Genomic DNA, 25,413 nt, shown 5'->3' on the forward strand with positions numbered 1-25,413 from the left:
TGTATGTCAGCGCACGAAGCTGCGACATCGAGGCCGGCGTTCCGGGTCAACTTAGAACATGTAGGTAAGGCTGAACCGCAAAGTCCGACCAAACAACGGCCTGGCCACGCCACGGTTGCGCGAGCCGTCCGGCGACAACAGGTCGCTGAAGAGCGGATCGCCTTCCGTGAACGACAGTTGGTTGGTCAGGTTGGCCACATGCAGGTGCGCGCTCAAACGCTCGGTGATCTGGTACTGCGCGCCCGCGTTGATGATGTGATACGACGGGAACAAGGTCACGTTGCTGTCGGACGCCTCGGAGAAGCGCGATCCGTAGTGCTGGTACTGCGCGTACACGCTGACCGGAATGTCGGTCAGCGGCTTGAGGTCGAACGACGGCATGAAGTTGAACATCACCTTGGGCAGGCGGCGCGGCCGGCGTCCGTCCTCGCTGACCTGCACGTAATGGTAGCCGGTGATGACACCCTGCGCGTCCTTGTCCTCTTGCGTGGTCGTGTAGTTGGCGCCTTTGACCTTCGGATTTTGCATCACCATATTGCCCTTCAACTCCAGCCCCTGGATGGCAGCCGGGCGCCAGGACAATTCGACTTCCGCGCCGACGTTCTGGATACCACGCTGATAAAGCTGCGCCACGTCCGGGCAGGAGTTGATCTGCGTGACGCCGCCGGCGCTGGTGCACTGCGACGACTGGATGTCCTTGTAGATGTTGACCGCGCTGCGCGGCGAGAACTTGTTGTAGAACGCCGCCACCGACGCGCCGAATCCACGCGTCAGGTATCTGAAGCCCATTTCGTACTGGCGGATATGTTCCACCGCGCTGACCTCCACCGTCCTGCCATTGACGACGGTGGCCGTCGCCGTGGTCAGGTTGTTGATGTCCTCGAGACTGGGCAGGCGGAAGGAGTCGGACGCCAGCCCATACACGGCAAAGGCTTTGCTGAAGCTGTAGTTACCGCCCAATGACCAGCCGAAGCCGTGATACGTCTTGTTCAAGGTCTGCGGCGCGCCCGGCATGCTCACTTCATTGTCCGCCGTCGTATCCTGGGTCGAACCGACAACCACATTGGCCGGCGTCAGATCGGTGATGACGTTGCGGTCGCGCCGCGCGCCGTCCGCCTTCAGGTTTTGCCAGCGCACGCCGGCATCGATCTTCAGCTTGTTGCCCATGGTTTCCCAGTGGTCGAGCAGATAGGCGGCGTTGCCGTCACCCCGGATGTCGCTGACAAAACCGCCCCATCCCGGCAGGATCGCCCCGCCCTGCGTCAGGCTCGGGCCGACTTGGTTGCCCTGCGCGTCCACCGCGATCAGATCGACCGGACGGGATTGATTAGAGACGTCGCTGACCAATAGCGCCTGCTGGAAGTTGGGCTTGTAGCTGTAACGGCTTTTGTACACGCCGACGGTCAGGTCATGCGCGCCTTTGAGTTCGAAGGACTTCTGTGTTTTCAGGTCGAGCGAGGTGCTGGAGGCGTCGACGTCGGCGACGAATGGGATCATGAAATTCAGGTTCGCCGATGCCGGCACCGCGGTACCGTCGTTCAGATAGCGCCCGGCCACGCCGGTGGCCTTGGCGTAGCGCCTGATGAAATCCTCGCGACTGATATTGGCGAAGGCGCCGCAAGCCTGGCTGCTCGGCACGTTGAAGAATCCAATCAGCTTGGCATTATTCAAATTGCAGCCCAGCGCCGCGCCGTGGGCCGGCGAGATCACGTCGTTCTGATAACGGGCGTTGAGGAAGTTGGTCGACGTCGCCGTATCGTTACCCGTGAAAACAGCATTGAAGCCATTGCTGCCGGTGGTGTGCCGCAGTCCGGCCGACAGCTTCCAGCCATCCTTCAACTCGTGCGAACCGCTCAGCGTAAAGATCTTGAAATCCGGATGGATGCCGTCGGCCTGGTCGATTGTGCGCGTGCCGTACTCGCCGATCATGTTGAACCTGCGGTTGTACTGGGAGGCCGTGGTACCGTGCGCGAAGTCGATGCCCAGCGGCTCGATGGTGTCCTGGTTGATCTTGGTCGGATTGGCCGGCGTGCCGGGGTTGGCAAAGCGAGGCACCGAAATCGGCAGGTTCTGATAGAACGCGGTGCGGTCGTTGATCACCAGCGCGTCGCCGCGCAAGGTGGTCTTGCGGTCGTCGCTGGTGTAAACCAGATTGCCGCGTACCTGGCCGCCACGGTCGGCGGTGTAGCCGGTGTCGCGCACGCCGTCGCTGCGGCGATAGAAACCGCCGACGGCGCCGGTCAGGTTGGGGCTCAGCGGGCCGGAGACAAAGGCGTCCTGGCGGATGAAGCCATAGTCGGCGTACTCGATCTTGTAGCCGCCCGCGAGTCTGTCGCCGCCGGTGCGGGTGACGTGGTTGACGGTCGCGCCCAGGCCATTCGAATACAGGATGCCGCCAGGGCCGCCCTTGACCAGTTCCACGCTTTCGGTCATCAAGTCGTCGCGTATGAAGATGTCGTTGTTCATGAACGGCGCCTCTGGCTCTTCAAACGCCGGCAAACCGTCGATCAGTTGCGGCGCGAAGCGGTAGCCGCCGGTGACCGGCAGGCCGCGCACTGTGATGTTGTTACTGGCTTCGCCGGCGCTGCCGCCTTCCGAGTAGATGCCGGGGAAGTTCGCCAGCATGTCGGCGGTGCTCATCGGCGCCAGGCGCTGGATCTCCTCCGCCGTCAGCGTGTTGATCGAGAACGTCGCGTTTTTCTTGGTGGTCGATTTGGTCACGCCGGTGACGATGACGACCGCCGACGGGTCGGCGCCATTGGCGTCCGCGTTCTGCTGCCCGCTGACGGCGGCGGTGGGAGTGGCTGCGGCCGTGCTGTTTTGCTGCGCGAACACCAGCGCCGGCGCCAGGCAGATCGCCAGTGCCGCCGAACGAGCGATGTAACGGTTATAACGATTGATTGGGTAAGTCATTTCGCATCTCCTTTTATGATTATCAGCCGCGCTGCGACGGCCTGTCCAAGTTTTAGCTGTCCAACGTTGTCATTGCAGTGAAAGGGACTTTATCGGTGGTCGCGCACCTCCTCCAGCCGTGGCATGTCGGCGCCGCGCCGGGAACAGGTGATGGCGGCGGCGCTGCCCGCGAAGGCCATCGCCGCTTGCAGCGCCGGCAGGTCCAGTTGCTTCAATGCGGTGCGCGTCAGCAGGCTCTGTTCACCCAGATGGGACAGCAGCGCCGCCTGGAAGGTGTCGCCGGCGCCGACGGTATCGACCACGTCGATCTTCACGGCCGGCAGTTCCAGCGCCAGCGCCGGCGTCGCGGCCAGCACGCCGTCGCCGCCGCGCGTGACCACCACCAGCGCCACGCCGGCATACAGCGCCATGTCGATGAAGGCGCGCGGCGACAGGCCGGGATACAGGTGGCCGATATCCTCGTCGCTGATCTTCAACAGGTCCGTCAGCGGCAGCATCCACGCGATGGCGTCGGTCCAGACCTGGCGGTCCGGCTGGATCGTCAGCCGCACGTTGGGATCGAAGGCGATCAGGCTGCGGCCGTGCTGGCGCGTGACCAGGGCGCGCAACGTCGATGCGACCGGTTCGACGGCCATGCAGTAGGAGCCAACGTGAATCACCGACGCTTCTAGCGGCACGCGCTCCAGGTCCGCCACGGTCACGGACCGGTCGGCGGTCTGGCTGCCGTACAAGGTGTAGGCCGGCACGCCATTGGCGTCGACATCGATGGTGACCAGCGCAGTCGCCGCCTCCGGCCTTGGCGCACAAGAGGTGTCGACGCCTTCGCGCGCCAGCGTATCGGCCAGCTTGCGGCCGAACAGGTCAGCCGACAGCCCGCCGAAGAACATCGGCCGCTGGCCCAGCCGCGCCAAACCGATCGCCAGGTTGAAGGGCGAACCGCCCACCCGCGCCGACAGCGCGAAACCGGTTTCGGTGTCGCCATCGGAAAACACATCGAACAAAGCCTCGCCACACACGATGATCATGCCGCCTCCACTGTGCCGGCCACGCCGGCCGTTATGTTGTTTGAAATGCGCGGCTCGATGCGCAAGCCACCCTGGTCGAAAACGTGCACCCTGCCCGCAACGGGACTGACGCGCCACGCCGCGTTGGCGGCCGGCGGCTCGCCCTTGACCACCACCATCAACGGCTTGGCCAGGCCGGACACGGCCAGATGGACATACGACTCGGCGCCCAGTCTCTCGACCAGGATTACCTCGCCCTGAATCGCGCCACGAGGGTCTGCCACCAGATGCTCCGGCCGAATGCCGACGGTCACGGCGCCCGCCGGCGCATCGGCCGGCGCCGGCCAGTCCAGGCCCGCGCCGCCGATCCGCAAACGTCCATCCGCATCGAGGGAACCGGCCACCAGATTCATCTTCGGGCTGCCGATAAAGCCGGCGACGAACACGTTGGCCGGATGGTCGTACAGATACATCGGCGCGCCGATCTGCTGCACGCCAGCCGGCCCCAGGACGACGATGCGGTCGGCCAGGGTCATCGCTTCGACCTGGTCGTGCGTCACATACACCATGGTGGCGGCCAACTGCTTGTGCAGGCGGGCGATCTCCACCCGCATGTCGGCGCGCAGCGCGGCGTCCAGATTGGACAGCGGCTCGTCGAACAGAAACGCGCGCGGCTTGCGCACGATGGCGCGGCCGATGGCGACGCGCTGCCGCTGGCCGCCAGACAGCTGCGGCGGACGCCGTTCGAGCAGGTGCTCCATTTGCAGCATCTTTGCCACCGCGTGCACTGCGACCTTGATCTCCGCCTTGGGCACGCGCGCCAGGCGCAGGCCGAAGGCGATGTTCTCGAACACGCTCATGTGGGCGTATAGCGCATAGCTCTGGAACACCATCGACAACCCGCGTTTGGCGGGCGGCGTGTCGTTGACCATCACGCCGTCGATGCGGATCTCGCCGGCGCTGATTTCCTCCAGCCCCGCGATCATGCGCAGCAACGTCGATTTGCCGCAGCCCGAAGGACCGACCAGCACGACGAATTCACCGTCTTCTATCGTGAAGTCGACGCCGCGCAGAATGTACTGCGACTCTTTACCGGGGTAAGTCTTGCCCACCCCTTGCAATGCGATTGTTGCCATCTCAGTTTCCTTTCAACGCGGCGCCCATCGCCCACACCTTGAGCGAGACGACGCGGTCGCCGGGCGCAGCCAGCAACGCCAGTCCGTCCGCGTCCTCGCGGCTTGGATAAGCGCGGCTGGTCAGGCTCTTGCGTTCATTAACGTAGGCCTCGACCATCGAGCGGTCCAGGAAAACGCGCATGCGCAGGTTCTCCGAGCCCAGGTCGAAGGCGCCGCCTTGCACCCCGTACGACTTGCCGATGGTGGACAGGGTGCGGTCGATTTCCAGACGGCGCGCGGCGCCGTCGACGTACAAATCGGTCGCCTCGGCCCGGCCGGGCGCCACCCGCACGCTCAGACCGCGCTTCGCGGCCTGCGACGATGGCGCGAGCTCGAGTTCGATCTCAATTCCATCGCCGCGCAGCGCCGTCAGCGCCTTGGCCGCGTCGTCCACGCCGACATCGCGCAAATCCAGCAATTGCCGGCCGCGCAGGCTGCCCAACTCACCGATGGGAGCCAGCCGCAGATCGCCATCGACACCCAGCGACAGCGCGATTGGCAAGCCTCCGTTGTGCGCCCAGCCGGCGTCCCATTCGTCCTTCAGCGTGCGTTCGCCCTGCGCGATTGAAAAGACAATCGAGCGGCCGGTCTTGGGGTCGACAAACCCGCTTGGCCCGGAGAAGTGTCCCTGGCCGACATCGAACACGCGCGGCGCGTCGCTATCGGGCTTGAAACGCGCGGCGGCGGCGTCGAATACGCCGATCCAGTAGTAGGCCTGGCCTCGCACATCGTTCAGGAACACGTGCCGCTCGCGGCCATCGGCGCCTTTACCGATCGGCAGCAGCACCGGCAGTTCCCAGGTTTTTTCCAGGTCGGGGAAAGGCTTGGCATCTATCGAGAACAGCGGACCGCGCGGCTTCCAGTTGACCAAGTCCGCCGATTCGTACACCAGCGCCGTGCCACTACGGCCCGGCAGCGCCGAGCCGACCAGCTGGAACCAGTGCTGGCGGTCGCCGTCGCGGAACACGAACGGATCGCGGAACTCGCCGAATTTCCCCATGCCCTGCTGTTGCAAGGTGACGGCTGTTGGATATTTCTTCCAGCAGGCCAGGTCCGGGTCGCGCACATCGCAAGGCGTTGCCATGCCGGTGCGCTGGCTGGGACGCGCCTTGTCGTTACCGGCGGTGAAGAACAATACCGGCGTGCCGTCGGCAGCGTGGGTGGCGCTGCCGGACCAGATGCCATCGGTCGCCAGGCCGTCGTCTTCCGGCGCCAGCGCGATGGGCAGCTCGCGCCAATGCACCATGTCCGCGCTGACCCAGTGCCCCCAATGAATCTGATGCCAGAACGGGCCGAACGGATTCTTTTGGAAGAACAGGTGGTACTGGCCCTGATAGTAAAACGGCGCGTGCGGCTCGTTCATCCAGCCGGCAGCGGGCATCACGTGATACTGCGGGCGGTGACGGTCGCCGTCGAAGGTATTCGCCGGGACATTCATATCGGCCTGCGACAGCGCCGGCGCCTTGCCCGCGCGCGGCGCCAGATCGGCGGTGACGATGCGCGCCACCGCCACTGCATCGGAAGGACCGGCGTCGATACGCACCTCGTCCATCAAACCAAGGAAGGTATTGAGCTTGAAAACGCCGCCGACCTGCTCCGGCTGCGAGTAGCGGCCGATTGTCAGCGGCAGTTCCGGCATGGCGAACCGTCCCGACGGAGGCATCGCCTTCTCGGCCACCGGTTCACCGTTCAAAAAGAGGACCACCCGCCGCGTGGCCGGATTGTAGCTGGCCGCCACGTGCGACCAGGTGTCGCGCGGCAGCTTGCGATCGGCGACGCGCACATCGGCGATGGTTCCGCCCAGGCCCATCTTGATGCCCCAGGTGCCGAAGCGGTAGACGCCAAACGAAAAACCCTGTCTGGCCTCCGCATCGAACTGACTGACGAACGCCGAATAGTGGCCGCCATCGCCCCATTCAAAGGCGTGGGGCGCCACCCAGGCGCTCAGTGTGAAGCCACCTTGCAACGCGGCGCTGGTCAGCGGCGGCGCGGTGACGTCGGTCGAATAGCCGTCGAACAGCAGGCAGCCTTGATGGATGCAGCTGGCGGCAGGGCGCCACAACGGCGACGAGTCGGGCTTGAAGCGCGCGCGGTTGAACACATAGTTGACCTGGTCGCGGCGTCCGGACACCTGCTCGACGGTCTGGCTGCCGCCCTGCTCGTCCAGCCCCCACCGGGCCAGCGGCGGCGCGGCGTCGGCCGCCACGGCCTGCGTGGCCGCCAGTACGAGACTGGCGACGGCGTAGCGATAATTCATATTGTCTCCTCCAGCTTTCTCATTTTTACAACCGGCTGTCTATCGTTGTCATTTCTGTGCCAAAGAACCGTCGATCACATACAGGCCGTTCTCCAACCGCAGCGGAATCGGATCGCAAATCTGGCCGACGAACTGACCGTCCGCGCCGCTGTCTTCGAACGCCATCAGGCAGTCGTCGCCTGTCACCGGATCGTGCAGGATTTTGCCGGCGTAGCGGCGGCACGGAATATCGCCATCGAGGAAGCCCGGTGCGGGTTGCCATGGTCCCAGCGGATTGTCCGCCACCAGATAATGGGTGCCGGAGACGCCGCCCTTGTACTGCGCGCGCATATCTTCGGTCCAATGCGCGGCGATGTTACAGAACACGCAGTACCAGCGGCCATCGCGCTCGAACACCTGCGGCACCTCCAGCTGGCCATAATGGCCGCCGGCGTAGACCGGCTCCGTCGCCGTCCAGTTCACGAGATCCGGCGACACGGCGTGGCCAATCGCGCCGCGCGCATACAGCGGACCGTCGTTGCGGCGCGCCGTGTAGAACATGTGATACTGGCCGTCGATTTTATCGGCCAGCACCCAAGGGTCACGCAAGGCGCGGTCGTGCCAGCGCCCTTCCTCGTATTCCTCGTAAAAGCGCTCGTCCAGATCCAGCGCCAGGCCGGTGCCGACGCGCTCCCAAGGACCGTCGAGGCTATCCGAGGTGGCGTGGCCGATACGCTGGCGCATACCGCTTTCGGCGCGGCAGGTGCCGGTGTAGAACAAGTGGTAGCACCCTTCGGCCTTGATCACGGAACCGGTCCAGGTGGTGAAATCGTCCCACGCCGGCGAGGCCGATGGGCCAAACGCCGTACCCAGCGAAGTCCAGTTGCGCAGATCCTGCGACACCGCGTGGCCGATCGAGACGTTCCAGTGGCGCAGGTCCGGGTTGCCGATCGATCGATTGGCCTGCAGGAAGAACAGGTGCTGCTCGCCCGCTTCCTCGAAGTGCCAGAAGTCCCAGATGAATTTATCGTTCAGTTTAAGTGTCATGTGTAGTCCAAAGTTAGCCCGCGTTAGCCCAAGTTATCCTTTAATGCCGGTCCCGGCGACCGAGGCGACGAACTGCCGCTGGAATGCCAGGAACACCGCGAGCACGGGTAAAGTAATCACCGATGCGTAGGCCATGATCTGCCCCCACGAATTGGTGCGTCCGAAGAATTGCTGTATGCCCGGCTGCACGGGCCGGAACGCCTCGCCCTGTATCACCATGATCGGCCACAGATACTGGTTCCAGGCGGAGATGAACAGCACGATGGCGGCGGTTGCGATCACCGGACCGCTATTGGGCATGATGATCCTGGCGTACACGGTCCAAGGCCCGGCACCGTCCATCTTCGCCGCCTCATCCAGCTCCGGCGGGATATCGCGGAAGAACTGGTAAAACAGGAAGACGCAAAAGGCGTTCGCGAGGAACGGGATCACCTGCACGTGCAGGCTGTTGAACCAGCCGGTGTGCATCACCAGTTGGCCATGCTCGATGGCCGGCCAGGGCAGCTTGGCCACCAGCGACAGCAGCGGAATGGCGATCACCTCGAACGGCACGATCACCATCGCGACCACCAGCGCCAGCACCAGATTGCGTCCGCGCCAGCGCATGCGCGCGATCGAAAACGCCAGCATGCTGTTGATGATGATGCCGCCGACGACCACCAGCGCAGCGATCAACGTGGAGTTCAGCAGGAAGGACGGCAGGTCGCTCTTTTCGAACACCGACGTGTAGTTCCGCATCGACCACTCGGCCGACGGCAGATAGGCGGACAATTTGTTCAAATCGGCGAAGATCGCGTTGTCGCTCTTGAAGGAAGATACGAACATGAACAGCAGCGGCGCGATGAAGACGATGCCGATCGCGCTCATGCCGATGAACAGCGCGATATCGCGCAAGGTCCGGCTCATTTTTACATTCATTTCGCGTCTCCCTTCGACACCAGCATCCGCTGCAACGCCGACAGCGCCAGCACGATAACAAAGAACACCAGTGTGATCGTCGAGCCGTAGCCCACATCCTGCTCCTTGAAGCCGCTGCGCACCGCGTGGTAGACCACCGTGGTCGTCGAATCGAGCGGGCCACCGGAGGTCATTACATCGACTTGCGTGAACAGGCCGAACGCCAGCAAGGTGGTCGACACCAGCACGAAGATGATGGTGTTGCGCAGACCCGGCAACGTGACATGCACAAACCGCTGCCACGCGTTGGCACCCATCAGCGTGGCCGCCTCGTACAACTCGTGGGAGATCGACTGCAGGCCGGCCAGGAACACCAGCATCTGGAAACCGGCGCCCTGCCAGGCCGACATCAAAGCGATGGCGGGCAAGGCATAGCGGCTGTCGCCCAGCCAGTCCGGTCCCGCGTTGGGGTCATGCAGCAGGCCGCGCAGCAGTTCATTGAGCATGCCGCGATCCGTATTGAGCATGAACGCCCACACGATGGACGCCACCACCATCGACGTCACCACCGGTGCGAAGTACACGGTGCGGAAAAATACCCGTCCACGGATCTTCTGGTTGACCAGGATCGCCAGGCCGAGCGCCACCCCGCACTGCAACGGCAGCACCAGCGCCGCGAACAGGAAGGTGTTGATCAGCGACCGGTAGAACAAGGGATCGGTGGCCGCCAGTACGACGCGCGATTCGCCGATATCGATCTGGAACGCGGGGCGATAGCCCTCCAGCGCCGGCTTGTCCTTGCGGACCTGCCGCCACGTTGGATAGCGTACGCCCTCCTCGTCACGGACGGCGGCGCCCTGCGCGTCGCGCACCGGCTCGACGACGGCGACATTCAGCGCCAGCAGGCGCCGGTAATTATCGAGTCCCACGTACCTGGTCGGCTCGGGCGACATCAACCGGTGATTGGTCATCGTCGCGCCGGCGGCGAGCAGCATCGGCAGCACCACGAACAGCACGAACAACAGCAGTGCCGGCGAGGCGAAGGCTGCCACCGCGAACGGATTTTCGCGGCCAAGTCTGGTTTTCATAAGCCGCCCCCCGTTTTGCGCGCGGCGAACCCGTAGCCGTTGTTGCGCGAGATGTTATGTTCCATCGCCTCCACCGCCTCATCGAACGCCTCGGTGGCGTCCTTGCCGCTGCGGATGTCGGCCATCGCTTTTTCGAACGCCGACGACATGGCCGGATACGCCGGGCTGGCCGGCCGCGACACCGCATAACGCTTGGCAAACTCGAAGTAGATGCGCCAGTCGCCGCCCGGACGATAATGTTCGGTGAGCGCCGCCCCCTCCGCGCTCACCGGCACCAGCCCGGTGTCGCGCGACGCGGCGGCGATTTCCGCCGGCGAGATCAGGTGCGCCAGGAACGCCGCCGCGCCGTCGGGCTGGCGGCAGCTGCGCGTGATGCCCCACTGCCAGGAAGCCGCGCCGATCTTGGGGCCATGGCCGAAATCCGGCGGCGGCATCACCACCAGATCGTCGCCGAATTGTTCGCTGTATTCGCGCGCCTTCCACGAGCCGGTGTAATGGAACAGCGAGCGGCCTTGTTCGAAAGCCTTGTCGTCCGCCGGGATCCGCTCGACCAGCTTGTCCTTGAACAGGCGCCCGTAATAGCGGCCGACGGCGACCGCCGCATCGCTGTTCAACACACCATCGACGCGCACATAACCGTCGCGGTCTATCAGGTCGGTGCCGGCGCTTTGCAGCCATGGCGAAAACGCGTAGCTGTACCACTCGCCCTTGAAGCGGCCGTTCAAATCCAGCGGAAAGCGATAGCGTCCGCTCTTCTTCACCTTCGCCAGCACGTCGTGGAACTCGGCCGCCGTGTAGGGCTGCTCCATCGTCGCCACGCGCACACCCAGGGCGCCCAGCTGCGAGCGGCGTGAAAACAGCGCCAGCGCCACGTCGAACTGGCCCACGCTATACAGCTGGCCCTTGTAGGTTCCGCGTCCGCCTTCGAGCAGCTTGGCCACGGCGTCTGCCGGCAGCAGCGCATCGAGCGCGCGCACATGCCCGGCCCAGGCGAAGTTCGGCACGGTCGGCTGGTCCATGGCGATGATGCACGGCAGTTGACCGACCAGCGAGGCGGCGGTGATCGACTCGGTGTACGAACCTTGGGGTATCGACTCCACAACCACCTTCCACTTTTGCTGCGAACGATTAAAGCGCTCCACGGCCGCCCTGCCCGATGCCATCTCGGCGTCGCCGGTATCGTGGCGCCACAGCTTGATTTGCACCGGCCCGGCCAGCACCGGCAGCGCCGTCGTGAACATCATCGCCGCCAACAACCCGCGCCTCATCGCTTGGCCTTCATTGCCTGCATGGCCTTGACCGCGCTGGCCGATGGCGCGGCGACGGTGCCGCGCATCACCGGCACGCACGGCACGCGGATGGTCGCGGCCGGCGCCGACGCCTGCTCCAGCACATGGCGGCCGGACAGCTCGCCGATTTCGCGGTACGGCAGCGCGACGGTGGTCAGGCCGGGGTCCAGCGCTTCGGAGATCAGTCGGAAATCATCGAAGCCGACAATCGACACGTCTGCCGGCACGCGCAAACCGCGCCGCTGCAAAATGAAAATGACGCGCATGGCCATCTTGTCGTTACCGCACAGGATGGCGGTGGGCCGGTTGTCGCTGGCGAAGAGGCGGTCGACGGCATCGGCAAGGTGCGAAAACTCGTCCGCGTCGCCCGCCTCCGCGCCATGGATCAGCCAATCCGGATCCGGCGTGACGCCGTGCTCGCGCATCGCGCGCTCGAAGCCGCGCAGGCGCAATTCGGTCGCCACCATGCCGGGTATCAGTTGGAGGAAGGCGATCTCGCGGTGGCCGGCCTGCAGCACGATTTGCGCGGCCGCGTAGCCGCCGCCCTCGTCATCCGGCACCACCTGCGTGTAGCGGCCCGGCGCCTCGAAGCAGTTGGCCAGCGCCGTCGGCGTGCTGCCCAGCAGCGATTCGACAGTGACCTCGCGGTGAAACGGCGTGGCGAACAGGATCGCCTCGACCCGCCGCTCGCGCATGTCGGCCACCAGGCGGTGGGCGACATCGGCATGGCCGCCGGTCTCTCCGATCAGCATCACCTTGCCAAGCTGCTCGCATACCAGCTGTATGCCCTTGATGATCTCGGACGAATCCGGCGTCGTCGTCAGCTTTTCGGCGATGACGGCGACCAGCCCTGTCGGACGCCCACGCAGCATGCGCGCGGCAGCCGAGGGCGTGAATTCGAGGCTGCGCATGGCCTGCTCGATACGGGTGCGGGTCTTTTCCGACACCTCGGTCCCGCCGTTGAGCACCCGCGAGACGGTCTTGATGGACACACCGGCCTTCTCCGCCACATCGTGAATCGTTGCCACACAGTCTCCTTGATTATTTGCCGCAGCGCTGGAGTCTTGCCGTCTGCCGCAAAATGTCCAACGTTGTCATTTTTTTTGCAAATGATATGGATTCCGGAGATTGCAGTCAACAAAAATATTGAGAAGCACCCGATCAGTGCAAATCGCCGGGTGGAGGTTGCCCTCCGCCCAGCTTGCTTTTTCTTTAACGTAATGGATTAAATAGCCAGGGTGAGTTCGGATAAAATCCGCCCATGTCGATCGGGAGGCTCCATGAATAACACTATTTCTTCGTTTCTGACGTCGCCTTGGGCGAAGTGGGGATTCGTGCTGGGCTTCGCCCTTGGCGGATTTTTCGACGGCATCCTGCTGCATCAAGTGCTTCAGTGGCACCACTTCCTCAGCCTGGTGGAAGGTATGGACGACCTGCGCCTGCAAATCTTGTGGGACGGCTATTTCCACGTGTTGATGTACGTCATCGCCGTTGTTGGACTGTGGGGCCTGTGGCGCTCCAGAAACTCTACGACTGGAGAATGGGGCAGCGTACTGATCGGTTCTGTATTACTCGGGTTTGGGGTCTGGAACTGGGTGGATATCGTGTTGGCGCACTGGATCATGGGTATCCACCGGGTACGGCTCGACAGAGACCCCTTGATGTGGGATCTCATCTGGCTCGCTGCCTTCGGCGTGCTACCGATGATCGCGGCATGGTGGGTCTACCGAACCAACGCCGCGCGCCTGCGCAACTCTGCGGTAGCGGTGATGCTGCTGACAGCTGGCGCGGCCGGCGCTGGCACCTGGGCGTTGCAGCCAGCGCCTGACGGCCAATTTACCACTGTTGTGTTTGGCTATGGCGCCGAGCCCCGTGACGTCTTCGCCGCCTTAAAGGCAACCGACGCCCGGCTGGTATGGACCGACCGGGAGATGGCTGTGGTGGTGGTAGCCGTCGCTCCGGAACATAAACACCAGTTTTATCGGCATGGTGCGGCCCTCGTTGGGGGCACTGTTGGCGCCGTCGGCTGCGTCAACTGGACCAGGGTTCAAGCAAAAATCTGATCGCATCATGCACCGGATCCAGGTGCAACCGATCTATGAGGGCGACTCGGGCGGATAGATAATTTGCAGCCCCTCGACACTGGCGAACGGCGTCAGCTTGTGCGGACGCCGGCCGCGCGCATCGATGATGTCGTCGACGCGCACGCCGCGCAGCAGCAACGCGTCGGCCACGAGCGAGCGGTGGCAGCGCCACGGCACGGCCTCCGCGCACATCAGCGCGCAGGGCTTGCTGCGGGCGATGTCAATCACGGTATCGACGTTGACCGCGAACTCATCGGTCTGCATATAGTCGGCGTACCCGCGAAACGACAGGTTGCGCCAGCCGGCGTTCGGTGAATCGGCGCGCGGACGGCGCAGGCCGCCAAGGCCGGCCAGGTAGCGGTATTCGATGCCAGCGTCGGCAAGCGATGCCGCCAACTGCTCCTGGCCGAACTGCGGATTGTGGCGCGATTTGGGAATGGTCCGGATGTCGATCAGGCAGCCAACCCCGTTCTGCCACAACAGTCCGATAAAGTCTTCGATGGTACGGTTGGAATGGCCGATTGTGAAGACGAGCTCAGGTGTCATACGCCTCTTTCGCGGTAAGCCGGGCGTACATTCTGGCATGGACTTAGGCCGCGAAGCGCACCGCTCGCCCCACGATTCCGCCCAGCGCTTCGTCGCTGTCGGAATCCCGCACGATCACACACAGGGGGCGCCGGTCGCTTAATCCCGATACCCGCTGATTGAATTCATCCAACCCTCTCCCGATAGCCTCTTCGAACTATACAACAAAAGCAAGTGAGGATTTTCTCGGGCGCAACCTGGCATTCTTTCGATTTCCATCGGTCGCCCACTTTGTAGATTTCCGCCTACTCGCAGAGTGGTGTTACGCCGATAGGCCAGCGCGCCAGCCAAGCTTACTATTAGCTATTCATCCAACTTTCAGGAGACAACAATGAGCAACGACAATCACCAGCAATCGGTCGGCGGCAGCGGCGCCACGGACGGCCTGAGCGGCACAGAAAACCCCGGCACCGAGGGCGCCGATAGCGGCCAGGGCGTCAATAAGGGTGCCGAAAAAACTGCTGGCAAAGGCCGGCACGGCCACGGCGGCCAACATTCCGGCGGCATGGGCGGCGAACACGGCGGCGACCTGCACGACGTCGGCCTCGCTCAAAGCGGCATGACCGGCGGCAGCGGCAGTGGCGGCAACACCACCAAAAAAGGGGACAAAAAAAACCAGCCGACTCCATAAGGAAGGCGGCTGGCCTCGGACGAGCGCAACACCCCTAAGGTTTGCTGTTCAACTCCACCTCGGCGCTGCCGAGCCCTTCGCTGGTGGCGGTGACGACGATCTTGCCGCCCTGCCCGCCCTTGGTACGCACGATCGCCAGCGCCAAGCCATTAAAGGCCGGCCGCTCCGGCGATTGAAACGACACGTGGCTGGTCGCGTCGCCATTGTCGGTGGCGACCAGCTCTGCCGGACCGCTGACGGTGAACTTGACCTTGTTGTGCGAGCGCGGCACCGCCAGCCCGTCCTTGTCGGCGATCGTCAGCGTCACGAACGACAAGTCCTTGCCGTCCGCGCTCAACGCGCTGCGGTCGGCGGCCAACTTGAGCTTGGCCGCCGCGCCGGTGGTGCGCACAGTATCCTCCGCCCACGGCTTGCCCTGCTTGTACACCACCGCCCGCAACGTGCCCGGCTTGTACACCACATCGTCCCAGCGCAGACGATAGTCGCGCGGGCCGCGCTTCTTGCGGCCCAGCGACTGGCCATCGAGGAACAACTCCGCCTCGTCGCCCGACGTGTACAGATGCACCGGCGTCACCTGCCCCACCCGCTCCGGCCAGTTCCAGTGTGGCAGCAAATGCGCCATCGGCAGTTCCGGGCGCCAGCGCGCTTGGTACAAATAGAACCGGTCCTTCTTGAAACCGGCGAGGTCGACGATGCCGAAGTACGAACTACGCGACGGCATCTTGATCTTGCGAAGCTCGGCCAGCTCCCTGGCGGCTGCCTGCTGCTGCGCCGGATCGGTGAAGTTGAACACATTGGTGGCGTCGTCGTTGTACGGTGTCGGCTCGCCCAGATAATCGAAACCGGTCCAGACGAACTCGCCGGCGACGAAGGGGTTGTTATCGATCCCGGCGAATTCCACGTCCGGCGACCACGCCCAGGGCGGCGCCGTCAAATCGTAGCTGCTGACCTGGAAGTTGAACGCGCCCTTGGTCTTGTCATCGCTGACGGGGAAGAAGTATTCGCCACGCGAACTGACGGTGGACGAGGTCTCGCTGCCGTACAGCGGCAGGTACGGCGCGCTCTGATGCAGACGGCCATACTCGGCCGGCTTGTAGTTGTAGCCGAACACGTCGATGGCGGTCTGGAAGCCGTCATAGCCGGAATTGACCTTGTTGAAGCCAGCCGTGGTCGGACGCGAACGGTCCTCGCTGCGGACGATGTCGGCCAGGTGGACGGCGACTTTCCAACCTTCCGGCTGGCCCTGCTCCATGATCTCGTTGCCGATGCTCCAGGCGATCACGCTCGGATGGTTGCGGTCGCGCTGGACCATCGCGCGCAGGTCTTTTTCGTGCCACGCCTCGAACAGGGTGGCATAGTCGTTCTTCGTCTTGGGAATGCGCCAGGCGTCGAACGCTTCGACGATGATCAGCATGCCCATGCGGTCGGCCAGCTCCAGCAGCTCGGGCGCCGGCGGATTGTGCGTGGTGCGGATGGCGTTGACGCCCATCTCCTGCAGAATTTCGAACTGGCGCTCCAGCGCGCGCACGTTCAGCGCCGCGCCGAGCGCACCGAGATCGTGGTGCTGGCTGACGCCTTGCAGCATCACGCGCTCGCCGTTGAGCAGGAAACCGCGCGCCGCGTCGAAGGCGATGGTGCGCACGCCGAACGGCGTCTCGACCACGTCGACCACCTGGTCTTTCGCCGTCACCGTGGTGACCGCGACATAGCGCTTGGGCGCGCGCAGGCTCCACAATTGAGGATTTGCCAGTTGCAGCGACTGCGTCACGATCGCCTGCTTGCCGGCCACGATCTTGGCGCTGGCCGATGCGGCGGTCTGCGCCAGCGCGGCGCCAGTGCGGCGGCCGGCCGCGTCCAGCGCGTAGACGGCGGTGCTGACCTTGGCCTCGGCGTCGGCGCCCTGGTTGTCCAGGGTCGCGCGGATCTCGACGGTGGCGGCATCGGCGGAAACGGTCGGCGTCAGCACGAAGATGCCGTTGTTGGCCACGTGCAGCGGCGTCGTCTTGACCAGCCAGACGTTGCGGTAAATGCCGCCGCCCGGATACCAGCGCGACGAATCTTCCGGATTATCGATGCGCACCGCCAGCACGTTTTGCGCGCCCGGCTTCAGATACGGCGTGAGCTCCAGGCGGAACGACGAGTAGCCGTAAGGCCAGCCGCCGACCTTCTGCCCGTTGAGAAACACGGTCGCGTGCGACATCGCGCCGTCGATATCGATGAAGACGCGGCGCCCGGCGTCACTGGCCGGGGCAGCGAAGTGCTTGCGGTACCACGCCACGCCCCACCACGGCAGCTTGCCGGTCTCGCCCTCGTACTCCTGCTTGAACGGGCCTTCGATACCGAAGTCGTGCGGCAGATCGAGTTTGCGCCAGCGGCTGTCGTCGAACGCCGCGTCGCTCACGGTGCCCGGTGGCTCGCCCTTGATAAAGCGCCAGTCGGCATTGAAGGAAATCCGTTCGCGCACGGCACGCTCGTCCGCGTGGGCGGGAGCGTTCAGGCTGAAGGCGACGACGGCGAGCATCAACAGGGAGCGTAAATATCTCATAGGGTCCGTTTAAAAGAGTCGATGGATAAAAGCGTGGTGCCGGGGTGGGGTAAAACTGAGTTATTTGTTCAGCAGCGTGAGCGACAACTCCCAGTCCGCGCGCCAGGCATACAGAAAATCGTGCGTGGCGAAGGCCTTCTTCAGGCGCGGAACCGGGACGCGGTACACCTCGTTCAAGCCCAGCGCCAGTGTGACGGGATTCCACAGCGTGTTGTGCTTGTTCTTCTTGCCCTTGCCGCCGCTGCCTTTGACGCGAGCGCCATCGTCGCCGAAGATGCCGATGCCGTCGTCGAGCGATTGCGCCAGATCGAGCCTGGCCAGGCCGTCGAAGGCGGCCAGGATCTCATCGCGGCCGATGCCGTCCTGCGACTCCTTCACGCCTTCGGTCTTGGCCGGTGGCTGCGGTTGCGCCTCGCGCTTGAGCCGCGCGGCCAGCTGCTCCAGATCCTTCTTTTGGAAGCGCAGCTCGTGCAGCGCGCGCCGGAAACCGGGCGGCGGCAGCCTGGCGACGATCTTGTAGGCATCCTTGGTGATGGTGATCAGCACGTCCTCGCTGCCGGCGGCCAGGCGCGCGGTGTCACCCTCGAAGAAGATCGGCGCCGCGTAGCCGCCGTTGGCGTCGCCGAACAGCTCCGGGTAGGCGGCATCGTAGTCGAGCCAGACATAGGGCGTGACGCCGCTCCCGATCAGGCGCGCCAGGGTCCACGGGGCGTCGGCCACGCCCTGCAGGGCTAGCCACTCGCAGGCTTGTTCGGTGGTGGCGCGGAAGGGTAAGGTCGGAGCGATGGACGTCATGGAATTGGTCTGGCGCCATGTTTGGCTTAACGGAAACGTTTGAATTATAGAGCAGCCAAAGAAACATTCATCGTTTTACTGCCTCAGCGCCGACCCGAGCCGTCGGCATCGACTGAACAAAAGCGATGCCAGAACGTCTACGAACAAGGCGAACCTTCGCCTGTACCGTAATCAAATAGCAATGTGCCACCCGGCTTGTTTATCCAACCCTTCTCGATCGCCTGACTCACTTTATGCACCAACCAGAAATGCCTCGCACCCAACCGACCCCGATCGCACGCGCCCTCCAGGCTGGCCTGGCCGGCCTGTTCTTCTCCGGCGCCGCTGGCGCGGCCGAAACGCCGCCGCCCCCGCAACCCGACAGCGCCCTGCCGACCGTCTACGTGACCGGCGCACAGGAGACGGCCACCGGCGTGGTGGCCGGCTACGCGGCCCGGCGCAGCGCCAGCGGCACCAAGACCGACACCCCGATCATCGAAACGCCGCAGTCGATCACCATCATCGGCGCCGAGCAGATCGAAACGCTCGGCGCCCGCACCATCGCCGAGGCGCTCGGCTACGCGGTCGGCGGCACCCTGCGCCCGGAACGCACGGGCGACGAGATCACGCTGCGCGGCTTCCAGCTGCTGTCGACCTTCCGCGACGGCACCAATTACCAGGTCAACCGCTTCGACGGCCAGCAGGAGGTCTACGGCCTCGAACGCATCGAGGTGCTCAAGGGCGCCTCGTCTATCCTGTACGGTATGTCCTCGCCCGGCGGCGTGCTCAACACCGTGAGCAAGCGGCCGACCGCCGACACGCTGCGCGAACTCAACGTCGAAGCCGGCTCCTTCGACCGCAAGCAGGTCTCGGGCGACTTCGGCGGCAAGCTCAGCGAGGACGGCGCGTGGACCTACCGCCTCACCGGCCTGCAGCGCGACAGCGGCGCTTTCATCGACTACATGCGCGACGACCGCACCTACCTGGCCCCGGCGCTCACATGGCGCCCCGACGCCGCCACGAGCGTGACCTTGCTGTCCGAATACCAGCGCGACCGCGGCAACTACGGCGCCGACGACCTGCCCGCCGCGGGCACCTTGCGCCCGAACGTGCACGGCACGATCCCGCGCGAGCGCTTCACCGGGGAACCGGACTACGACCACTTCCGCATCAAGCGCTACTCGGCCGGCTACCTCGTCGACCACGCGTTCACCGACAACCTCAAGCTGCGCCACAGCCTGCGCAAATACCATATGGACCAGGACTGGGCCTCGATCGGCACGGCCGCCGACTACGAGGCCGACCAGCGCACCATCAAGCGCTTCGCCGAAGACCGCGACGAGCACACCAACCGCCTGAACTCGGACACCTCGCTGCAATACGACTGGCGCGCTGCCGGCATCGCGCACAAAACCCTGGTCGGCCTGGACTACACCGAAACCAAGCGCACCAGCGAGCGCTTCGACCGCGCCGTCGGCACGATCGACCTGTACGCGCCGGTGTACGGCGGCGCGCTCGGTCCGGCCGTCTACTCGTATGGGTTCCGCACCCGCGACAAGCAGATGGGCCTGTACTTCCAGGACCAGATGACGTTCGACGCCAAATGGGTGCTGCTGCTGGGCGGGCGCCAGGACTGGGTGCGCCAGACCGAATGCGACTTCCGCAATCCGTCGCTGTGCTCGGCCGAGCATGAAAAGAGTGACGCCCTCACCGGCCGCGCCGGGCTGGTCTACCTGGCCGACAACGGCCTGGCGCCGTTCGTCGGCTTCAGCCAGTCGTTCGCGCCCACCAGCGGCACCGACCGCAACGGCAGCCGCTTCAAGCCGACCGAGGGCGAGCAGTTCGAAGCGGGCGTGCGCTACCAGCCCTCCAGCGGCGCGCTGATGCTGTCGGCGGCTACCTACCAGCTCACCCAGGGCAACGTGCTGAGCCAGGACCCGCTGGACCGCCGCTACGCGCGGCAGCAGGGCGAGGTGCGCTCGCGTGGTGTCGAGCTCGAGGCGCGCGGACGGATCGGGCGCAACGCCCAGGTGCTTGCCGCCTATACGTACACGGACGCGCGCGTGACCAAGGCCAGCCCGTTGTTCCCCGAGCAGGTCGGCGACCGCACCAACGGCGTGCCGTACAACCAGTTCTCGCTGTGGGGGGATTACAGCTTCGGCGATTTCGGCGTGCCCGGCCTGAAGATCGGCGCCGGCGCCCGCTACATGGGCGAGACCACCAGCACCTACACCGACGTGGTGGCGCCGGCCTACACCGTCATCGACGCCATGGCCAGCTACAGCACCGGCCCGTGGCGCCTGGCGCTCAATGTCGGCAACCTGGCCGACAAGCACTTCTACACCAGCTGCCCGTTCGCCTGCTTCTATGGTGAATCGCGCAATGTGAAGGCATCGCTCAGCTATCGCTGGTAAGGCGCTAAAACGACGCCGCGCCTAGCCGATGTCGGCCAGCTCACGGCAGCAGGCGATGGCGTTGCTGGCGTCGCGCAACATGAAGTTGACCAGGGTGGCCGAGCAGCCGATCTCCTGGGCGATGTCGCGCTGGGTCAGGCCGCCCAGGCGCGACAGTTCGAACACCTGGCGCGTGCGCGACGGCAGGCCGCACAGGATGCGGTCGATGGCGTCGATCACCTGCATGCCGTGCAGCTGGTGGTCGGGAATGCTGCCGCCGGAGAGCTGCGGCAATTCGCCGTCGTCCGGATAGATGCGGTACGACGACTCGACCGCCTGGCGCCGGCAATGGTCGAGCGCCATGTTGCGCACCACCTGGCAGCAATAGCAAAACGGCTTGAGGATCTCGCGCACGCCCGTCATCTCGACCACCTTGAGGTAGGCGTCCTGGATGACCTCGTCGGCCGTGTGCGGGGTGCCGACGATCTTTTGCGCGATGCGGCGCAACTGCGCCCGATGCTCGATAAAGATGTCCCCCAGGACTGTTTGCTGCAATTCCACCGACATCCCCGCCTCCGCATGAGTTGATCAGCATGTTTATCTTTAAGGTAATTGCTGAATGCGAATCATTATCATTTATTTTTAATAAAGTGTCCACGTATCTTCTTACCTGGTTGCCAACTTGGGTGCGAATGCAACGCATTACTCATCTTCGTGAGTAATCACGGAATCGCATACCGGACATGTCCTTTTTGAATTTCTTTGCTTTAACCTAGCCTGCTGAGCTGGTCTTTCCCACGCTGAAAGGTGAAATCATGATGCCCTTAAAAGTTCCCGCCCTCTTCTTCACGCTGGCCCTGGCCAGTTGCGCGCAGGTCGGCGCCGTCGTCACGTCCCCCGGCAAGCAGATCGAACTGCTCAACCGGGGCGCGGTGGCCATCCAGGCGCCGGGCGGCGTGTTCGTCAGCTGGCGCCTGCTGGCCACCGACGCGGCCGGCGTGGCGTTCAACGTCTATCGCGGCAGCACCAAGCTCAATAGCACACCGCTCACCCAACTCAACTACACCGACGCGGGCGGCACCGCCGCGAGCGCGTACTCGGTGCGCGCGGTCGTCAACGGCGCCGAGCAAAGCGGTTTCGGCGCCGGCGCCACCTGGTCTTCCCCGTACAAGACGGTGCCGGTGCAGCGTCCGGCAGGCGGCACCTCGAGCGACGGCGTGGCCTACACCTACGACATCAACGACGGCACCCCGGCCGACCTCGACGGCGACGGCGCCTACGAAATCATCGTCAAGTGGCAGCCGACCAACGCCAAGGACAATTCGCAGTCCGGCTACACCGGCAACACCTTGGTGGACGCCTATAAACTCGACGGCACACGCCTGTGGCGCATCGATCTGGGGCGCAATATCCGCGCCGGCGCCCATTACACGACCATGGTGGCCTACGACTTCGACGGCGACGGCAAGGCCGAGGTCATGATGAAGACGGCCGACGCCACCGTCGACGGCACCGGCGCGGTGATCGGCTCGGCTTCGGCCGACCACCGCAACAGTGCCGGCTACATCCTGACGGGGCCGGAGTTCCTGACCGTGTTCAACGGCCAGACCGGCAAGGCGATGAAGACCACCAACTACCTGCCGGCGCGCGGCACCGTCTCGAGCTGGGGCGACAACTACGGCAACCGGGTCGACCGCTTCCTCGGCGGCGTGGCCAACCTGGACGGCGCGCGCCCGAGCGCGGTGTTTTCGCGCGGCTACTACACGCGCGCCGTGATCGCCGCCTGGGACTGGCGCGACGGCGCGCTGACCAGCCGCTGGGTGTTCGACACCGACGTCGCCGGCAGCGCCGCGCGCGGCCAGGGCGCGCACTGGTTCGGCGTGGCCGACGTCAACAGCGACGGCAAGGACGACATCGTCTACGGCGCGGCCACCATCGACAGCTACGGACAGTTGCTGTACACGACGGGGCTGTGCCACGGCGACGCTTTACACGTGGGAAAATTCAATCCGAACCTGGCAGGCTTGCAGGTGTACATGGTGCACGAGACGCCGAGCTGCTACGGCGCCAGCGGCACCGGCATGCATAACGCGGCCACCGGCGCGCTGCTGTGGGGCACCAGCGGCGAAGGCGTGGACGTGGGGCGCGGCGTGTGCATGGATATCGATCCGGCGCATCCGGGCGAGGAGTGCTGGGGCAGTCGCGGCGGCCTGCGCAGCGCGACGGGGGTGCAAATCGGCGCCAACCGGCCGAGCCAGATGAACTTCGCGGCGTGGTGGGATGGGGATTTGCTGCGCGAGGCGCTGGATGGCACGCAGATCAGCAAGTGGAATCCAGCGACCAGCAGTTCGAGCGTGCTGGTGAACGCGGGCGATGCGGGCGCCGCGTCCAACAACAGCACCAAGGCGACGCCGGTGTTGAGCGCCGATTTGCTTGGCGATTGGCGCGAGGAGGTAGTGTGGCGGAATAGCGCCAACACGGCGTTGCTGATTTACAGCACCACCGCGCCGACCGCCACGCGCTTGCCGACGTTGATGCACAACCCGCAGTACCGGGCGCAGGTGGCGGCGCAGAACGCGGGATATAACCAGCCGCCGCATCCGAGCTTCTATCTGGGCGCGGGAATGGGGACGTTTGTGCAGGAGCCGGTGCACACGCCGTAAGCGCGCTCGTCTAGAGCGGCACGCTGAGCAGGCCGTCGCGCAGCAGGCTCGGCGTCAGGCCGGTCCAGCGCTTGAACGAGCGGCGGAAATTGGTGGCGTCGTGGAAGCCGAGGTATTGCGCCACCGCTTCGTTGTCGTAGCCGCGCGCCTGGAACAGGTGGATCGCGACATGCGCGCGCACCTGGTCCAGCTCGGCCTGGAAGTGGCTGCCGTGGCGCGCCAGATGGCGCTTCATCGTGGCCGCGCTGACGCCGAACGCGGCCGCGCTCAACTCCAGCGTGGGGCCGAGGCGGATATGGGCCAGCAAGTGGTCGTACAGCGCCGACAACAGGCTCGGCGCCAGCGCCAGCTTGTCGGCGCCCGCCTCCGCCGCCGCGCCGTTCAGCGCCACCGACGCCGCCATCGCGTTGCCGCGCGGCCAGGGCCGGTCGAGCCACGCCGGGTTGATCAACATCGCGTCCAGATGGCAGTTGAAGCGCAGGTCGCCGCCCAGGTGCACCTCGTGCTGTTCGACGTGCGCCGGCGCGCTGCGGTTCAGGCAGTAGCGCCACGGCAGGCGCTCGCCGGCCAGCCAGCGGCACATTGCCGTCACCGCCGTCATGTGCATTTCCACCAGCGCCGGCAACTGGCTGGGCGCGCCGAAGCTGTCGGTCCAGTACAGCACGGCAAGGCCACCCTCCTCGCGCAGGCGCGGCGTCAACAACGGACACAAACGCACCGCGCCGGCGCACAGAATGTCCAGCGCCTGCCGCAGATTCTGCGCCTGCAGCAAGGCGTGGCTGAACGCGCCGAAGTGGCCCGGCAGCATCTGCTGGCCCAGCATGAAGCTGGTGTCGGGGCTGTCCAGTTCGCGCATGACGTTCGCCAGCAATTGCAGGTATTGCGCCGGGCTGAGCGCGACGTCGGCGTCGGGCATGTCCCAGCCGCGCAGGCCGGTGCCGCGCAAGGCTTTGTCGCCCTGCTCGTCGAGCTCGCGGCTGCGGGCGTAGTCCAGTATCAGCGCCGGCTGGTGCTGCGCCGGGATGAAACTGTCGCCGATTTGCCGGTAGGCGATCACGCTGTCGCCGTCGCGACCAGGGTGGACGGGACGGCCGCCGCGATGGTCGTCGAGGCCGCCGGTATAGCCGCCGCCGGTTGCGACACCGCCCGGCTCAGCTCGGCCAGCAGCACGTCCGGCGCCGCGTCCGCGTTCGAGCACGCGTGGCGCAGGCTGATGCCGACCCGGCCGCCTTTGGCGTGGTGGCGCATCTGGCCGACCATGGCCGCCAGATGCGCAGCCAGCGACGCGGCCTCTTGCACGCTGGTGTCGGGCAGCAGCAGCGCGAAACGGTCGCCGGCATAGCGGCATAGCAAGTCGTCGTTGCGCAGGTTGAGCAACAGCATGTGGCCAACGGCCTGCAACACGCGGTCGCCCTCGGGCTGGCCGAATTCGCGGTTGATCAGGTGGAAGCCGTCAATGTCCAGCAGCACCAGCGCGCACGGCTGGCCCGGGCGCCGCGCCTGCTCGTGGCGGATCTGGCGCCGCAGATAGTCGGCATTGGCCAGCTGGGTGATACGGTCGAAGGCACGGTGATCGCGGAACAGCCGTTCGCGCTTTTGCAGATGGTCGTTGAGCCGGAACTGCTCATGACGCCAGTAATACATGCCGATGGTGACCACCAGCATGCCGACCGGCACCATGCCCTCAAGCCAATGATCCCACCTTGCCGTCTTGCTGATGGCGAAAAATTCGTCCAAGCAATCGGCGAAGGAGCCGATCATGATCAGCGCCAGGCCGCCGGCCAGCAGGCGCGTGACCAGGCCGCCGGGGCGGCTGCTCAAGGTAAACAACACCCAGCTGCCGGCCATGACGGCGGTGCCGCCTTCGCTGACAATGTCGGTCCATTTCCAGTGTTCGAAAGATTTTGCCACACCGAGGCTGGCGTACAGGAACAGGCAGGCCAGCAGGGCCAGGCCGGCCGCGATCAGGGTGGAACGGTGTAGTTGCAACATGGGCGGGCTCATCATGACGGCGTCGGTAGTGCGGCGGCAGCATAGAGGAGATTTATGACAACGCCATGACATCGCGCCATCGCGGCGGGCAAGACTC

General features: G+C 64.9%; 19 protein-coding genes. 4 read left to right on the forward strand and 15 right to left on the reverse strand.

Annotated features, from left to right (window positions below; genetic code table 11):
- Positions 1-51 precede the first annotated feature (51 nt).
- The 9 genes from NHH73_18905 to NHH73_18945 form a co-directional block, all read right to left on the reverse strand.
- On the reverse strand, positions 52-2,913 hold the full coding sequence (locus NHH73_18905; GenBank protein USX24678.1) for a TonB-dependent receptor: 2,862 nt from the start codon (positions 2,911-2,913) through the stop codon (positions 52-54).
- An 89-nt stretch (positions 2,914-3,002) separates the two neighbouring features.
- Complete coding sequence (locus NHH73_18910; protein USX24679.1) at positions 3,003-3,938, reverse strand: carbohydrate kinase; 936 nt, start codon at positions 3,936-3,938, stop codon at positions 3,003-3,005.
- Positions 3,935-5,053 (reverse strand): sn-glycerol-3-phosphate ABC transporter ATP-binding protein UgpC, encoded by a 1,119-nt coding sequence (gene ugpC / locus NHH73_18915; protein USX24680.1) that lies wholly within the window; start codon positions 5,051-5,053, stop codon positions 3,935-3,937. The genes NHH73_18910 and ugpC overlap by 4 nt, the downstream gene beginning before the upstream one ends.
- A gap of 1 nt (position 5,054) precedes the next feature.
- The gene (locus tag NHH73_18920; protein USX24681.1) at positions 5,055-7,349 is read right to left on the reverse strand and encodes a GH32 C-terminal domain-containing protein; all 2,295 of its coding nucleotides are present in this window, start codon (positions 7,347-7,349) and stop codon (positions 5,055-5,057) included.
- 48 nt (positions 7,350-7,397) lie between these two features.
- Positions 7,398-8,375: a family 43 glycosylhydrolase gene (locus tag NHH73_18925; GenBank protein USX24682.1), complete on the reverse strand. Its 978-nt coding sequence runs from the start codon at positions 8,373-8,375 to the stop codon at positions 7,398-7,400.
- 33 nt (positions 8,376-8,408) lie between these two features.
- Positions 8,409-9,293: a carbohydrate ABC transporter permease gene (locus NHH73_18930; protein USX24683.1), complete on the reverse strand. Its 885-nt coding sequence runs from the start codon at positions 9,291-9,293 to the stop codon at positions 8,409-8,411.
- Positions 9,290-10,360, reverse strand: a complete 1,071-nt coding sequence (locus NHH73_18935) for a sugar ABC transporter permease (protein USX24684.1) — start codon at positions 10,358-10,360, stop codon at positions 9,290-9,292. The genes NHH73_18930 and NHH73_18935 overlap by 4 nt, the downstream gene beginning before the upstream one ends.
- Positions 10,357-11,628, reverse strand: a complete 1,272-nt coding sequence (locus NHH73_18940; protein ID USX24685.1) for an extracellular solute-binding protein — start codon at positions 11,626-11,628, stop codon at positions 10,357-10,359. The genes NHH73_18935 and NHH73_18940 overlap by 4 nt, the downstream gene beginning before the upstream one ends.
- Complete coding sequence (locus tag NHH73_18945) at positions 11,625-12,677, reverse strand: LacI family DNA-binding transcriptional regulator (GenBank protein USX24686.1); 1,053 nt, start codon at positions 12,675-12,677, stop codon at positions 11,625-11,627. Before NHH73_18945 ends, NHH73_18940 begins: the two co-directional genes overlap by 4 nt.
- Positions 12,678-12,929: 252 nt before the next feature.
- On the opposite strand from NHH73_18945, the gene NHH73_18950 reads away from it, so the two are divergent.
- Positions 12,930-13,712 carry a DUF2243 domain-containing protein gene (locus tag NHH73_18950; GenBank protein ID USX24687.1) on the forward strand — a complete coding sequence of 261 codons (783 nt, stop codon included), beginning with the start codon at positions 12,930-12,932 and terminating at the stop codon, positions 13,710-13,712.
- A gap of 33 nt (positions 13,713-13,745) precedes the next feature.
- Here the strand turns inward: NHH73_18950 and NHH73_18955 are convergent, their stop codons facing one another.
- Entirely contained in the window at positions 13,746-14,279 is a 534-nt protein-coding gene (locus NHH73_18955; GenBank protein USX24688.1) for a DUF488 domain-containing protein, read from the reverse strand.
- A 370-nt stretch (positions 14,280-14,649) separates the two neighbouring features.
- Here NHH73_18955 and NHH73_18960 point away from each other — a divergent pair, with 370 nt between their 5' ends.
- Positions 14,650-14,949, forward strand: coding sequence for a hypothetical protein (locus NHH73_18960; GenBank protein USX24689.1), 300 nt, complete (start codon positions 14,650-14,652; stop codon positions 14,947-14,949).
- Positions 14,950-14,983: 34 nt separating this feature from the next.
- On the opposite strand, the gene NHH73_18965 is transcribed toward NHH73_18960, so the two are convergent.
- Together NHH73_18965 and NHH73_18970 are read right to left on the reverse strand one after the other, a co-directional pair.
- Positions 14,984-17,494 carry a DUF4982 domain-containing protein gene (locus NHH73_18965; GenBank protein ID USX24690.1) on the reverse strand — a complete coding sequence of 837 codons (2,511 nt, stop codon included), beginning with the start codon at positions 17,492-17,494 and terminating at the stop codon, positions 14,984-14,986.
- Positions 17,495-17,554: 60 nt separating this feature from the next.
- Positions 17,555-18,289, reverse strand: coding sequence for a hypothetical protein (locus NHH73_18970; protein ID USX24691.1), 735 nt, complete (start codon positions 18,287-18,289; stop codon positions 17,555-17,557).
- A 248-nt stretch (positions 18,290-18,537) separates the two neighbouring features.
- Between NHH73_18970 and NHH73_18975 the strand changes: the two genes are divergently transcribed.
- A complete protein-coding gene (locus NHH73_18975) occupies positions 18,538-20,682 on the forward strand; it encodes a TonB-dependent siderophore receptor (protein ID USX24692.1) in 2,145 nt (714 codons plus the stop codon).
- 21 nt (positions 20,683-20,703) lie between these two features.
- Here the strand turns inward: NHH73_18975 and NHH73_18980 are convergent, their stop codons facing one another.
- Positions 20,704-21,228, reverse strand: a complete 525-nt coding sequence (locus NHH73_18980) for a sigma-70 family RNA polymerase sigma factor (protein USX24693.1) — start codon at positions 21,226-21,228, stop codon at positions 20,704-20,706.
- A gap of 248 nt (positions 21,229-21,476) precedes the next feature.
- On the opposite strand from NHH73_18980, the gene NHH73_18985 reads away from it, so the two are divergent.
- A complete protein-coding gene (locus NHH73_18985) occupies positions 21,477-23,324 on the forward strand; it encodes a rhamnogalacturonan lyase (GenBank protein USX24694.1) in 1,848 nt (615 codons plus the stop codon).
- Positions 23,325-23,334: 10 nt separating this feature from the next.
- On the opposite strand, the gene NHH73_18990 is transcribed toward NHH73_18985, so the two are convergent.
- Together NHH73_18990 and NHH73_18995 are read right to left on the reverse strand one after the other, a co-directional pair.
- On the reverse strand, positions 23,335-24,381 hold the full coding sequence (locus tag NHH73_18990) for an AraC family transcriptional regulator (GenBank protein USX24695.1): 1,047 nt from the start codon (positions 24,379-24,381) through the stop codon (positions 23,335-23,337).
- On the reverse strand, positions 24,378-25,316 hold the full coding sequence (locus tag NHH73_18995) for a GGDEF domain-containing protein (protein ID USX24696.1): 939 nt from the start codon (positions 25,314-25,316) through the stop codon (positions 24,378-24,380). The genes NHH73_18990 and NHH73_18995 overlap by 4 nt, the downstream gene beginning before the upstream one ends.
- Between the last annotated feature and the right edge of the window lie 97 nt (positions 25,317-25,413).

It is taken from the genome of Oxalobacteraceae bacterium OTU3CINTB1 (assembly GCA_024123955.1).
GTDB lineage: Bacteria > Pseudomonadota > Gammaproteobacteria > Burkholderiales > Burkholderiaceae_D > Rugamonas.